A 13,337-nucleotide genomic window follows, 5' to 3' on the forward strand; every position below is an offset into this window, starting at 1 on the left:
CGTATGCTAAACAGATCAAACATCGGTGCGCGTTCTGTCCGACATCACTTGCCGGCAACACAGCGACGCGCCCGGGAACGAACAGGAGCTTCCATGGAAAGTCGTCACACGACTGCAGATTTCGAGCAGCGCGCCCAAGGTGCGCTGATGGGTGCATTCATTGGCGATGCGCTGGCGCTGGGACCCCACTGGTACTACGACCTCGACGAACTGCACCGGAATTTCGGCACATGGATCACCGACTACGCCGATCCAAAACCGGACCACTACCACGCTGGCCTGCATGCCGGTCAATCTTCACAGGCCGGCATCATCCTGGAAATGCTGGCGCGCTCATTGGCGGACAATGGCAGCTATGTCGAGGCCGATTTCTGCCAGCGGCTCGATGAGGACCTTTTCCCGAAACTGGACGGGACCCCCATGCAAGGTCCTGGCGGCTATACCAGCCAGTCGATCCGCGAAGCCTGGCGCCTGCGGGTCCAGGAGAAGCGCCCCTGGGGTGAGGTCTGCGGCCTGGCCGACACGACCGAGGCCGCCGAGCGTGTCCTGGTCCTGGCCATCCGCGATGCGTTGCGACCCGGCACGCTGGCCCGCAACGCATCGGCCAACACGGCACTGACACAGTCCGACACGACGGTCATGGCCATGACCGTCGCCTATGCCAGCATCCTGGGCAGCCTGGTACGTGGCGAGCCGCTGGACAGCCAAACCTCGGACCGGCTGATGGCGCTGGTCCGTGACGGCACCCTGCCCTTCCACAGCGTGACCTCCACCGGCGAAAGGCTGCCGCCTCCGGGGCCCGAAGCGCCGCGGCATGCTGGCCAGTTCCCGTCACCCGACGCCCTGTTGACGGTCTCGAACATCCAACGCGCCATTGCCGACCCGGATATCCGCATCGAACCCGCCTGGAAGGCCGCCCTGGTCTACGGCATGCCATGCGCCGTGTATCACCAGTTTCCAGCGGCGTACTATCTGGCGGGCCGCTTTCAGAAAGACTTCGAATCGGCTGTGCTGCACGCCGTCAACGGCGGCGGGCAAAACCAGGCTCGCGCCATTCTGACAGGTGCGCTGAGCGGGGCCATCGGAGGTATTCAAGCCATTCCGCAGCGCCTCCTGGACGGGCTGGAACGCAGCGATGAGCGCCAGGCGCTTGCGGCTACGATCGCCCGCCAGGCGGCAGCCGATCACCCCTGAACGGGAGGCGCCGGTACGGCCTCAGTACTGGCGCGTGCGGTCCACTACCCCCGAGATCGCTTCTCTGCGGCCCAGTGCCCGGATCTTGTCCGCAATCTGATGCACCGTCTGTTCCACCAGACTGATCCCGGCGGCATGTGGGGTGAGCTGGATGCGTGGATGCGCCCAGAACGGGTGACTGACGGGTAGCGGCTCGTGCACGAACGCGTCAAGCGCCGCCCCGCGCAGGCGGCCCGATTCCAGCGCGGCCAGCAAATCCGACTCGATCAGGTGTCCGCCCCGCGCCATGTTGATCAGATAAGCATCGGGCCGAAGCTGCTCGAACGTGCGCTGGCACAGGATACCTTGGGTTTCAGGGGTGAGCGGAAGCACATTGATCAGCACCCGGGTCTGCGCGAGAAACGCGCCCAGCGATGGATCCCCACCATACGCCTGGGCGCCAGCCACTGCACGTCCGGTGCGCGACCACACGGCCACCGGGTAATTCAGCCCCACGAACAGGGACGCAACCCGGGCGCCGATATGGCCCGCCCCCATGACGCCCACCGGCCATTGTTCGCGCTGCGTGGCAGCGAGGCGATGCCAGCGGGATTGCTTTTGCTGCTCGGCATAGCGTCCAAACCCACGCGACTCCTTCAGCAGATAATACAGAGCATACTCGGCCATCTGATCGGCCATGCCGCCATCTTCCACACGCACGATGGTGAGGTCTTGCGGCAGGTCGGGCATCTGGAGCAAGGCATCCACGCCTGCTCCGAGATTGAACAGATACTTCAGGTGGGGTTCACGCTGAAACAGCTCCGCTGGGGGCTCCCAGACCACGGCTGCCTGAGCCGTTCCGGTGGCCGACCGGGGGTCCCAAAGGCGGATCGAATCCGACGGTAGGGCTTGCTGAAGTACCCGCACCCACTCCTGCGGCTGGCTCTCATGGCGAGAAGCAAAGATAAGGTCCATTTCCGTCGCCCCATGCACAATCCGGGGGCCACTGTAGCACAGCCGCCGCGTCCGCCAGGATCACCCGGACTCGTCTAAAACAGCCTCACCTGAACATGCACCCAGCCAGCTGCCTGAATGGCCTCGATGGCTTCGAAAAGAGGAACGGCGAGGAAATACGGCAGCGCATCACGCGCAGTCTTCCAGAGCCCCCCGAGATCGACCATCACATGACGCGGCGACCGCCAGACGCTCGGGCGTGGCCAGAAACGCGGCACCCGGACGCAGTAGGCGTCGAAGCGAGCGCCGAATGCGGCCCGCAACATACGTTCTTCCTCGACAACGATCCAATGAAACACGGCAAACGCCGCCAGCGCCAGCACGAAGCCCACGACCAGGCTCCCGGTCTGCAGCCCGATCCCCATGACGGCCAGGATGGAAAACACATACAGAGGATTGCGGCTGACCGAGTAGGGGCCTTCGGCCACCAGGTCGGCGCCCTTGCGGCCACCCAGGTAAAGCATGCAGGAACAACGCCCCAGAATGGCGGTCAGGATCAGGCCCAGCCCCAGCCACTCTATCCCCTGGTGGACCCAACCCGATACCGGCCAGGCCGAACCCACCCAAGGCAGTACCGCCACGGCCAGCACGCCAAGCACCGTCAGCGCCCGCAGCCGCAGGACCTGGGCGTGGGCAAGGCGCGCCCAGACGGCCCCCATACCGGCATCCGAACTGGCCTGGGTCGTTTGCTCGGTATCCGAAGAGGATGATTCAGACATGTCATCTCCATTCAAAAACAGGTGAACATTAGAGCACCTAATCTCGAAATCCCTACGAATCGAGCTGAATCTAACCTGAAAATCCGTCCACGTCGCAGCGCGCCGTCGTCGGCAGCACCAGACGGAATTCCGTCCACCCCGACATCTCGCCTTTCACGGAATTTACTGAGAGACGCCAGCCCTGCAGATCACACACGCGCCGGGCGATCCCCAGCCCTAGGCCGTGTCCGAGCCTGGTCTGCGCCACCCTGCTGGTCTGATCGGACCTGCCGCTGTGCCACTGCTGCAGCTCCCTCAAGCGATCAGGTGCAATGCCGGGGCCATCATCACGGAACACCAGCGTGACGGCACCGTCCAGAGTCACCGCCAACGTAGCTGGCGCCGCGTGCTCAATGGCGTTGCGCAGCAGATTGCGCAGCACGATCAGCAGCGCATGCGGGTCCAGCCAGCACGAGGCACCCGCTGGGATCCGATTCATGAGCATCAGCCCGTGCATTCGGGCCAGGGGCTGGAGCCCAAACCAGGCCTCCTCGAGTGCCGCGCACAGGCGCACCGCCCGCATGCGGGCAGGATCGGCGCTGTTGATGGCCACCGCGCTAGACAGACTGCTGGCGACCGTATCCACCTGATCCAGCATGCGTTGAAGACGATCGCGAAGCGGCGAACCGGGTGTGATCTCCAACAAGGCCATCTCGCCATCCGATCGCAACGCCGCCAGGGGCGTGCGCAGTTCATGGCTGAGATTTGCGGCAAACTGGCGCTCAAAAGCCATGGCTCGATCGATGTGATCCTGCAGCAGACCGAAAGCATCGACCAGCTGTGCAGCCTCGTCGCCCGAAGCGGCGACTGCACGCTCCTCCCCGAGGCTCCAGGTCGAAAGGCGTTCGGACACGAGCCGGATGGGAGCCACCACGCGGCGCGCCAGATGCCGGGACAACCACCAGGCACATAACAGCACAATCAGGGCGCCTCCTCCCAGGATCCAGCCGAACTCACGCATCCACGCCTCAATCAGCGCCCCATCGCCAGCGCGGGTCGGCAGAACGGCTGAGACGTTCTGGCCCGCAGCGAGGTCATTGCGCAAAGCCTGCACCTGGGTCGCCACCACGTCGTCCACCAGATCATCTTCCATCCGCGTGAAGACCTCATAGGCCAGCAAACCGATGACAAGCAGAAAGACCGCCACGGTCCCGGTCAGGGCCCAGGTCACGCGGTCAGCCAAAGAGACGGAGCGCATCATGAGGGATCTGGTGCGGAACGCAACGAGTGCGGGCCGTCTTCCGCCGCACCGGTCAGTTGCCATCCCAGGCCATGCACCGCAACGACATCAGGGCCACCTACCTCGCGCAAACGCCTTCGCAGCAGATGAATCTGGTCATTCAACGCCCGCTCAGAGGGTGGTCCTTCGGGCCAGAGGGTCGCTCGGATCTGAAGCTGGGACACCGGGCGGCCTGTCGCCCGCAGCAGCATCTCCAGCAGCAACACCGACTTGCGCGGCAACGCCAGCGGCTGCCCGCGAAGGGTGACCGCATGGCTGCGTGGATCGTAGCTCAAATCACCAAACAGCATGGCACGGGCGTCGTCGGGCCACCCGCGCCGCAGCAGCACCCGCAAGCGCGCGAAAACCTCGGCCAGAGCAAAAGGCTTCACCAGATAATCTTCGGCGCCCAAGTCGAAGGCGAGCAGCCGATCTTCGATGCGATCACGAGCCGTCAGCACCAGGACCGGGCACCACAGGCTCGTGTCGCGCTGCAAGGCACGCAACACATCCATGCCGCTCAGGCCCGGCAACCCCAGATCCAGCACCATCGCGCCAAACCCACCCGTGCGCAACAAGGTCAGCGCCCCATGACCGTCATAGGCAGCATCCGGCACCAGGCCCTGGCGTTCCAGGTAGCCATACAGATTACCGGCGATCGTGGGCTCGTCCTCCACAATCAGAACTCGCGCGCCGTCCGTGCGCATGGGCCTGCTCCAGCCGTTGGCAATACAGGCATTATCGCCATTTGCCGCATTCGTCACCACGATCAGTATCGGCTGGCACGGCCTCGATCCAGGGGTCATACGCCGGACGTCGCACCGACACACATACAACCAGTCCCGGATCCGGAATACTGAACCAGCCCACCGTCGGACGATCTTCTAAAATCGGGATTACATCATCAAGGACGCTCGCTCATGGAATCCGCATCAGCCCCCTTCAAAGTCCTTGGCACCCTCGCCATCATCGCCGCCGGCCTGATTGCCGCTGCCATCGCCTACCACCCCACAAAACCGATAGTCTGGATGGTGGCCTACCTGGTGCTGGTCGCCGGCGTCGTGCAGTATGTGCTGGGAGCCGCACAGGCAACGCTGGCCACACGCAGGCTGTCCGCAACCACGATCTGGAGCCAGTGGACACTGCTGAACCTTGGCCATGCCGGGGTCATCGCCGGCACGCTGGCAGCCAGCCTGCCCACGCTGGCAGGCGGGACGATACTCTACGACCTGGCCATGCTCTGGATGGGGCTCTCGGTGCGGGATGGCAAACCTGGTCCCGCCCGGATCGGCTACTGGCTGCTGGTGCTGGCCATGCTGGCCAGTTCGTTTACCGGAATCATCCTGACCCTGCGTGGCGACTGACCCCACGAGGCATGACCGGCACCTGCGTTCCCGATCAGCCCCAGGCCCCCGGATTCCACGGTCGGGCCGTCGCCCACAAAGCTGTCAGCTCCGTATCGCTCAGGCCAGCGAACTGCGCCTCGGCCTCCGCCATGGTGTCAGCAGGCATCTCGTACTGGCGAATATCATTGCCGCGCAGCGGACTGAACAGCAGCGTGATGCTGCCATAGGACGCATCCAGGAGCGCCGCCTGCCAGACATTGCCCTGGGGATCACTGAGAGTACGCATAAGGCCGAAAACCCGAAACCAGACTGCCCTACAAGATACACGGTTTCCATCCATGGACTGGAGATGGGTGACGGCGCCCCGTGGTTTTGTGATATACCAATGGCAGATATTTGCAGCGTCGAATCACTGACGCGCTACCGGATCCACGGTTTCGTCACCGGCGCTGGGTTGAGCGTCGTGGCCGGCAAGGCGCGCCGTTCGTTGGAAACGGGAGGTCGTTCATGGCATTTTATGACACCAGGCTCACGGGCAAAAAGGAAGTGGCCGAGGGCACTCTGGAATTCATCCTGGAGAAGCCCAAGGACTTCAAGTTCCGGGCCGGGCAGTTCTTCGACATCATTCTGAAGGCAACGCCAGGTGCCGAAAAGAAAACCTACGTGCATGGCTTCTCTTTCGTGAATGCGCCCTATGAAGACTACATCGCAGCCGCGACCCGCATGCGGGGATCTGAATTCAAGAACGCCATCCGCGACCTGCCGCTGAATTCTCCCATCCGGATCGAGGCCGTCTGGGGTAGTTACACACTACCCAAGGACGAATCCAGGCCGATGGTCTTCCTGATTGGCGGTGTCGGAATCACGCCAGTGCGGAGCATGGTGGCGCAGGCCACACATGACAAGACAGCCCACAAGATCACGCTACTGTATTCGAACGAAACTCCGGCACGTGCGCCCTTCACACAGGACCTGCAGCAGTTCGCCGCGCAGAACCGGAATTTCACCTTCGTTCCCGTCTATACCCAGGGTCATGACGCGAGCGCGGAGCATGGGCGCATCAATGCCGACATGATCCGGCGCCATGTACCCGATCTGGCTGCGGCGACCTACTACCTGTCGGGGCCTCCGGGCATGGTGCGTGCCATGCGCGAACTACTGGTGCAGATGGACATCGACGAAGACAACATCCGCACCGAGGAGTTCGACGGCTATTGATCGTCAGGCCGCTTCGGCTTCCACAACCTCGGTAGCCAGCTGGGCGGCGATGCGAGCCACATGTTCACCCTGCGCGCGGGCCACGGAAAGTTCATTTTCCGTCGGCTGACGCGACCCATCGGGTCCGGCGATCGTGGAGGCGCCGTACGGAGTGCCACCGCTGACTTCCGTCAACATGCGCAGACCCGCGGCTGAGGGCGGCACACCCACCACCACGAATCCCTGGTGCAACAGCGTGGTGTGGAACGACGTGATGGTCGTTTCCTGGCCCCAGTGCTGCTGGCCCGAACTCACGAATACGCTGCCGACTTTACCGATGAAGGCGCCTGCAGCCCACAACCCGCCGGTCTGATCCAGAAAGTTGCGCATTTGCGCCGCCATATTGCCGAAGCGGGTCGGCGTACCGAAGATGATGGCATCGTATTCGGCCAGCTCGGCGACCGTCGCAACGGGGGCTTCCTGGTCGAGCTTGTAGTGTGCAGCCTTGGCGATCCCTTCGGGGACGAGTTCGGGGACACGACGGATGGCGACCTCCGCACCCGCTGCCCGGGCACCCTCGGCCTCCGCGCGAGCGAGCTGCTCGATGTGACCCCAGGTGCTGTAGTAGAGGACCAATACCTTAGCCATTCCGTTCTCCTTAGTGAGTGTTGGCGATTGAATGGCCATACTTTAGTATTGGTTCGGCCGATTAAAAACAGGGATATATCGTTCTGTTTAATCGGATGAATCGATTTGTGACCCCCAAAGCGCCTGCTGTGGGTGCCCGGCGTGGTCATAGCCGGGGTCGGACGGGAAGCAGCCGCCGCCATCGGGCCAGGCTACCTGAAAGATGCGGATGCCAGAGCCAAAACGGCTGGTGGCCTGCGCCACGCGCTTCTCACGCACAAACGGCGTGGACACATCCCGAATCAGCAGCGACACCCGGGCCTCGGACGCTGTCAGCCGCTGCCCATCGACCAGCACGCCGGTGCGGTCCTCGTAGGCCACCACGTCCGAAATCAGATCCATCGCGCGCTGGGGGTCCGCGCACCCCGTCACGATGAGCTCAGGCTTGCCGGCCCGCGCGCGGCCCACCGTATGCACGAACCTTTCCGCCAGCAGAAGTTCTTCATCATCCACCGCGATATGGGTGTAGTCATGCCATCTGAGCTTGTCTTCCAGAAAACCCTGCAGTTTGATCTGGTTGCGCTGCTGTTCGCTGATTGGTGTGCTCATTTTCCGACTTCATGTCCTACAACCCCGCCCACGGCGGCCCCACCAAGGGTCCCCAGCGTGCTCCCGCCCGTGAGCACCGCCCCGCCAACGGCACCTACGCCTGCCCCGACCACCGTGCTTTTCTGCTGATGCGTCATGTCGCTGCAAGCGCTCAGACTCACCAGCGCTACTGCCAGCACCGAACCACCCAGAACTCGAATCATCGTTTTCATTACGATCTCCCTGATCAGATTGCGGCCGGCTTGCGCCGGAAACCTGATTCAAAGGTAACGCCCTAGCGCGCCCGAGTACACCCCCAGTTGTAACAAAAGGGACCCAGAATTGCTCCTGGGTCCCTGAAACGCACACCCTTAATCGTCGTCATCATTGCCGTGCGAGTACCAGCCGTCGCCTCGATGAGGAGGATAGTAGCCAGGGTAGTAAACGGCGCACCCAGCAAGCACGACCAGCATTATGGCGGCTAATAGCATCTTCATTGAAGCGTCACTCCGTTTTTGATGCAGACGATTCTATCTTGGCCGCTCTTTCCCAGGTCTCGAAAACGGTAACCCCGTGTATTTCTTCATACAGGAGCAATCATGGCAAGGCAGCCATGCAATCAAAACTGGCCAAATTTCACCGCGCCCACCGGCGCGACTAAATAACCTCAATTTGGTCTAAATCGAGCGACCAAGAAAAACGCCGCTTGGGAGAGCGGCGTAATGTACTGATCTAAAACAAAAATCTGGTGGGCTGTGACAGGCTCGAACTGTCGACCGACGGATTAAGAGTCCGCTGCTCTACCAACTGAGCTAACAGCCCTTCGCGCTTTTTGCGAAGAACGAAACTATACACGGTTTCCGCCAACCGCGCAAAACGGTAACGAGACCAAAGAGGCGCGCCCCAAGCGGCTGTCGGCCTGGTCTATACGGCCTTTGCGAGGCCGGCAGCAAGCCCCACATAACTGCGCGGCGTCATGGCCAGCAGCCGCGCCTTGGGTTCGTCGGGCAGCGCCAGACCGGCGATGAAAGCCCGCAGAGCGTCCTCGGTGATGCCCTTGCCGCGGGTCAGCGCCTTCAGTTGCTCGTAGGGGTGCGGCAACCCGTAACGACGCATCACCGTCTGCACGGGCTCGGCCAGAATCTCCCAGCAGTGGTCGATGTCAGCATCAATTGCGGCGGCATTCAGTTCGAGCTTGTCCAGACCCCGCAGGCAAGCCTCGTAGGCCACCAGGCAGTAACCCAGCGCCACGCCCAGGTTGCGCAACACAGTGGAATCCGTCAGATCGCGCTGCCAGCGCGAAATGGGAAGCTTCTCGGCCAGATGGCGCAGCAGCGCATTGGCCAGCCCCAGGTTGCCCTCCGAGTTCTCGAAATCGATGGGATTGACCTTGTGCGGCATGGTGGAGGAGCCGACTTCGCCTTCCTTCAGACGCTGCTTGAAGTAACCCAGCGAAACATACCCCCACAAGTCCCGATTCAGATCCAGCAGAATGGTATTGGCACGCGCAATCGCATCGAACAGAGACGCCATCCAGTCATGCGGCTCGATCTGGATGGAATACGGATTTTGGGTCAACCCCAGGCCTTGCAGAACCCTCGCAGAGAACTCCGGCCAGTCGATTTCCGGGTAAGCGGCGAGGTGTGCGTTGTAGTTCCCGGTCGCGCCGTTCATCTTCGCCAGCGGCTGCACCGCACCGATGGCCTGCAGCGCCGGGGCCAAACGTGCCGCCACATTGGCGAATTCCTTGCCCACGGTACTGGGCGTCGCCGGCTGACCGTGCGTGCGCGACAGCATCGGCTGGTCCGCGTAGCGGTGCGCAAGCTCGCGCAACCGGTTGCTGATGGCCTGCAGGCTCGGCAACAAGCATTGGCTGCGAGCCCGCCCCAGCATCAGCGCGTGGGAAGTATTGTTGATGTCTTCCGATGTGCAGGCAAAGTGGATGAACTCGGCCGCGCGGGACAGTTCGGCGTCATCCGCCACCCGCTCCTTGAGCCAGTATTCGACTGCCTTCACGTCGTGATTGGTCGTGCGCTCGATCGTTTTGATGCGGGCCGCGTCCGTTTCCGAGAAATCAGCCACCAGAGCCTGAAGCCGAATGCGGGCGGCTTGGCTGAAGGCCGGAAGCTCGGCCAGCCCCGCCTCGGACAGACCCACCAGCCAGGCGATCTCGACCTCGACCCGATGGGCCATGAAACCGGCCTCCGAAAGATAGGGGCGCAACGTGTCAGCCTTTGTGGCGTAACGCCCGTCCAGAGGCGAGAGCGCGTTCAGGACGCTCAGGGAAGGATCGATCTGCATGATAGGAGTCGGCGGTGGGTGGTGTGAACAGCTCACAACACCACGGGGCGATGAGGGAAGCCAGCAGGGATTCTAGCATCCGCGTCCTTGCCCGGCCTGCTATACTTTTTGGGCCTTCGACTCTCTTGTTGTGCCATGAAACTGATCGGTTCCCTGACTAGCCCCTACGTCCGCAAGGTCCGTATCGTGCTGGCCGAGAAAAAACTCGACTACGAGCTGATTCTCGACAACCCCTGGGGGGATGCGATCCAGGTAAAGGCACACAACCCGCTCGGCAAGGTCCCCTGCCTGATCCTGGACGAAAACGGCGCCATCTTCGACTCACGCGTGATCGTCGAATATCTGGACACGCTCTCGCCCGTGGGGCGCTTGATTCCGCCGCCTGGGCGAGAACGGGTTGAAGTCAAGCGCTGGGAAGCCACTGCGGACGGCATGATGGATGCCTGCGCGGCCGCCTATATCGAAACGCACCGGCGTGCCGAAGCACTACAGGACCCGGCCTGGACAGCCCGCCAGATGGACAAGATCCACGCCACACTGGACTACATGAACAACCTGCTGGGCGAGCAGGCTTACTGCTGCGGTGTAAACCTGTGTCTGGCGGATATCGCCGTGGGCACGGCGTTGGCCTATCTGGATCTGCGCAACCCCGATCTGAACTGGCGCTTGCACCACGCCAATCTGGCCCGCCTGCTGGAGAAGCTCGAGGCGCGTCCGTCCTTCGTCGCGACCAAGCCACCCGCAGCCTGAACCCGCGGATCAGGCAATGATCCCACCACCCAGGCAAACATCCCCGTCATACACGACGGCCGACTGACCGGGTGTGACTGCCCACTGGGGCTCGGCAAACGACAGTTCGAATCCGGCCACTCCCGCCACCAACAACCGGCACGCAGCATCGGCTTGCCGGTACCGGGTCTTGGCACCATAGGTGCCCGGCGCGGGCGGCTCGCCCGCGATCCAGCTGGCATCCTGAGCCCGCAGCGCGGGATTGAGCAACCAGGGGTGGTCGTGCCCCTGGACCACATAGAGCACATTGGCGGCCATATCCTTGCGTGCGACATACCAGGCATCGGCCGTACCGTCGCTACGCTGCGCACCGTGGACACCACCGATACCCAGCCCCCTGCGCTGGCCCAGCGTGTAGAACGCCAGCCCCTGATGCTGCCCCAGATCCAGGCCTTCAGGTGTGCGCATCGGCCCCGGATGCGTCGGCAGATAACGATTCAGGAATTCCCGAAACGGACGCTCGCCAATGAAGCAGATCCCGGTTGAATCCTTCTTGGCCGCATTGGGCAGCCCGATTTCCCGCGCGATGCGGCGCACCTCGGTCTTGCGCACCTCTCCCAGCGGAAACAGCGTCCGGGCAAGCTGCTGCTGATTGAGCCGATGCAGGAAGTAGCTCTGATCTTTAGTCAGGTCCACTGCCTTCAGCAACTGGCTGCGCACTCCCTGGGCCGTCTCGATGCGCCGGACACGCGCATAGTGGCCCGTGGCAATGTAATCGGCACCCAGGCCCATGGCGTGATCCAGAAAGGCCTTGAACTTGATCTCCGCATTGCACAGCACATCGGGGTTGGGAGTGCGGCCCGCCGAATATTCACGCAGGAAATCGGCAAAGACACGGTCCTTGTACTCGGCCGCAAAATTCACGGCCTCGATGTCCACGCCCACCACATCAGCCACGCTGGCCGCATCCAGCCAGTCCTGGCGCGAGGAGCAATATTCGCTATCGTCGTCGTCCTCCCAGTTCTTCATGAACAGGCCGACAACGTCGTATCCCTGCTGTTTGAGCAGCCACGCTGAAACCGACGAATCAACGCCGCCCGACATGCCGATCACCACACGGGCACCCCGCAGCGGGTGTTGCTCAACCATGCATGGCCTCGTCCACCGACTCGATCCAGTGGCAGATCGGTATGTCGGTCCCCCCCTGAAGATGGCAGATGCAACCAATGTTGGCAGAGACGATGGTTTGCGGCATCGTCTCCTCGATGGCCTTGAGCTTGCGATCCCGCAGCGACATCGACAGCTCTGGTTGGGTGATGGAATAGGTGCCCGCCGACCCGCAACACATCTGCGACTCCGCAAAATCCTGCAGATCGAACCCGAGGTCTTGCAACAGACGTTCGGTGGTGACCCGAAGCCCCTGCCAGTGCTGCAGGGTGCAGGGCGCATGGAAGGCGCTGCGCCCGGGTGCAGACCGCATCTTCGCCCGTACGGCCTGCGCCATGGGCGCCAGGAACTCCGCAATATCCTTCACATACGGCATCAGGCGTTGCGCACGCTCCGCATAGGCAGGATCGTGCGCGAGATGTCGTTCATAATCCTTGATCATGCCGCCGCATCCGGACGCATTCACGATGACGGCTTCGACCTCGCCGGACTCCAGCAAGGGCAGCCACGCGTCCACATTGACCCGCATCTGGTCGCGCGCCGCCTCTTGGGCATCCAGGTGAAAATTGATGGCCCCACAGCAACCCGAACCACTGGCGTAGCGGGCGCCCACACCAACGGCATCCAGTACCCGAATGGTCGCTGCATCGATCGACGGCATCATGGCCGGTTGCACGCAATTGGCCAGCATCAGTACCTGGCGCGCATGACGCTCCCGCCCTTGCGGCAACGGCCCGGCATCCCGGGCGACCGTGATCTTGGCGCGCAACGCCGCCGGCATCACCGGACGCAGCCAGCGCCCCACCCTGTACAGGGTCCCGAACAGCGGCGACCCCATGAGACGGCGCAACACGCCGCGCAACAGCCGCTCGCGCCACGGCCGCCGGACGCGCTCGGCAATCACCTGCCGGCCGATATCGACCAGCGCGCCGTACTTCACGCCCGACGGACAGACCGTCTCACAGGCGTGGCAGGTCAGGCAGCGATCCAGATGCTGCTGAGTGACGTAGGTCGGCTCGGCGCCTTCCAGGAGCTGCTTCATCTGGTAGATGCGCCCGCGCGGGCTGTCGAGCTCGTCGCCCAGAATCTGATAGGTCGGACAGGCCGACAGACAAAAACCGCAGTGTGTACAGCGTCGCAGGATCTCCTCGGCCTCACGGCCGAAGTCGGTATCCTGCGCCCAGTCTGCGAGTTGGGTTTGCATGAGAGGTCCTTGAA

At 62.8% G+C, this 13,337-nt stretch carries 15 protein-coding genes and 1 tRNA gene; 4 read left to right on the forward strand and 12 right to left on the reverse strand.

The window, feature by feature from the left end:
• The first annotated feature begins 93 nt into the window (after nt 1-93).
• Nucleotides 94-1,194, forward strand: a complete 1,101-nt coding sequence (locus EPN31_RS14265; RefSeq protein ID WP_291774425.1) for an ADP-ribosylglycohydrolase family protein — start codon at nt 94-96, stop codon at nt 1,192-1,194.
• Nucleotides 1,195-1,215: 21 nt separating this feature from the next.
• On the opposite strand, the gene EPN31_RS14270 is transcribed toward EPN31_RS14265, so the two are convergent.
• The 4 genes from EPN31_RS14270 to EPN31_RS14285 form a co-directional block, all read right to left on the reverse strand.
• Nucleotides 1,216-2,148 carry a glyoxylate/hydroxypyruvate reductase A gene (locus EPN31_RS14270; RefSeq protein WP_291774430.1) on the reverse strand — a complete coding sequence of 311 codons (933 nt, stop codon included), beginning with the start codon at nt 2,146-2,148 and terminating at the stop codon, nt 1,216-1,218.
• A gap of 74 nt (nt 2,149-2,222) precedes the next feature.
• Nucleotides 2,223-2,906, reverse strand: a complete 684-nt coding sequence (locus tag EPN31_RS14275; RefSeq protein WP_291774432.1) for an isoprenylcysteine carboxylmethyltransferase family protein — start codon at nt 2,904-2,906, stop codon at nt 2,223-2,225.
• 70 nt (nt 2,907-2,976) lie between these two features.
• The gene (locus EPN31_RS14280) at nt 2,977-4,146 is read right to left on the reverse strand and encodes a HAMP domain-containing sensor histidine kinase (protein ID WP_291774435.1); all 1,170 of its coding nucleotides are present in this window, start codon (nt 4,144-4,146) and stop codon (nt 2,977-2,979) included.
• Entirely contained in the window at nt 4,143-4,871 is a 729-nt protein-coding gene (locus tag EPN31_RS14285) for a response regulator transcription factor (RefSeq protein WP_291774438.1), read from the reverse strand. The genes EPN31_RS14280 and EPN31_RS14285 overlap by 4 nt, the downstream gene beginning before the upstream one ends.
• Before the next feature lie 213 nt (nt 4,872-5,084).
• On the opposite strand from EPN31_RS14285, the gene EPN31_RS14290 reads away from it, so the two are divergent.
• Nucleotides 5,085-5,528 carry a hypothetical protein gene (locus tag EPN31_RS14290; RefSeq protein WP_291774441.1) on the forward strand — a complete coding sequence of 148 codons (444 nt, stop codon included), beginning with the start codon at nt 5,085-5,087 and terminating at the stop codon, nt 5,526-5,528.
• Nucleotides 5,529-5,562: 34 nt separating this feature from the next.
• Here EPN31_RS14290 and EPN31_RS14295 read toward each other — a convergent pair whose 3' ends face one another.
• Nucleotides 5,563-5,796 (reverse strand): hypothetical protein, encoded by a 234-nt coding sequence (locus EPN31_RS14295; RefSeq protein WP_291774444.1) that lies wholly within the window; start codon nt 5,794-5,796, stop codon nt 5,563-5,565.
• 221 nt (nt 5,797-6,017) lie between these two features.
• On the opposite strand from EPN31_RS14295, the gene EPN31_RS14300 reads away from it, so the two are divergent.
• Nucleotides 6,018-6,728: an FAD-dependent oxidoreductase gene (locus tag EPN31_RS14300; protein ID WP_291774447.1), complete on the forward strand. Its 711-nt coding sequence runs from the start codon at nt 6,018-6,020 to the stop codon at nt 6,726-6,728.
• A gap of 3 nt (nt 6,729-6,731) precedes the next feature.
• Here the strand turns inward: EPN31_RS14300 and wrbA are convergent, their stop codons facing one another.
• The 5 genes from wrbA to purB all read right to left on the reverse strand — a co-directional run bounded on the left by wrbA (nt 6,732) and on the right by purB (nt 10,223).
• Nucleotides 6,732-7,355, reverse strand: coding sequence for an NAD(P)H:quinone oxidoreductase (gene wrbA, locus EPN31_RS14305; RefSeq protein WP_291774450.1), 624 nt, complete (start codon nt 7,353-7,355; stop codon nt 6,732-6,734).
• Between the two features lie 87 nt (nt 7,356-7,442).
• The gene (locus EPN31_RS14310) at nt 7,443-7,943 is read right to left on the reverse strand and encodes a DUF4262 domain-containing protein (RefSeq protein ID WP_291774453.1); all 501 of its coding nucleotides are present in this window, start codon (nt 7,941-7,943) and stop codon (nt 7,443-7,445) included.
• Nucleotides 7,940-8,155 carry a glycine zipper 2TM domain-containing protein gene (locus EPN31_RS14315; protein ID WP_291774455.1) on the reverse strand — a complete coding sequence of 72 codons (216 nt, stop codon included), beginning with the start codon at nt 8,153-8,155 and terminating at the stop codon, nt 7,940-7,942. The genes EPN31_RS14310 and EPN31_RS14315 overlap by 4 nt, the downstream gene beginning before the upstream one ends.
• A 513-nt stretch (nt 8,156-8,668) precedes the next feature.
• A tRNA-Lys gene (locus tag EPN31_RS14320) sits at nt 8,669-8,744 on the reverse strand.
• A gap of 102 nt (nt 8,745-8,846) precedes the next feature.
• Complete coding sequence (purB, locus tag EPN31_RS14325; RefSeq protein ID WP_291774457.1) at nt 8,847-10,223, reverse strand: adenylosuccinate lyase; 1,377 nt, start codon at nt 10,221-10,223, stop codon at nt 8,847-8,849.
• 135 nt (nt 10,224-10,358) lie between these two features.
• Between purB and EPN31_RS14330 the strand changes: the two genes are divergently transcribed.
• The gene (locus tag EPN31_RS14330) at nt 10,359-10,973 is read left to right on the forward strand and encodes a glutathione S-transferase N-terminal domain-containing protein (RefSeq protein WP_291774460.1); all 615 of its coding nucleotides are present in this window, start codon (nt 10,359-10,361) and stop codon (nt 10,971-10,973) included.
• 9 nt (nt 10,974-10,982) lie between these two features.
• On the opposite strand, the gene mnmA is transcribed toward EPN31_RS14330, so the two are convergent.
• Together mnmA and glcF are read right to left on the reverse strand one after the other, a co-directional pair.
• Nucleotides 10,983-12,101, reverse strand: a complete 1,119-nt coding sequence (gene mnmA, locus EPN31_RS14335; protein ID WP_291774463.1) for a tRNA 2-thiouridine(34) synthase MnmA — start codon at nt 12,099-12,101, stop codon at nt 10,983-10,985.
• Nucleotides 12,094-13,323: a glycolate oxidase subunit GlcF gene (gene glcF / locus EPN31_RS14340; RefSeq protein WP_291774466.1), complete on the reverse strand. Its 1,230-nt coding sequence runs from the start codon at nt 13,321-13,323 to the stop codon at nt 12,094-12,096. The genes mnmA and glcF overlap by 8 nt, the downstream gene beginning before the upstream one ends.
• Nucleotides 13,324-13,337: the final 14 nt, after the last annotated feature.

Source organism: Castellaniella sp., from assembly GCF_004321985.1.
Classification (GTDB): domain Bacteria; phylum Pseudomonadota; class Gammaproteobacteria; order Burkholderiales; family Burkholderiaceae_B; genus Castellaniella.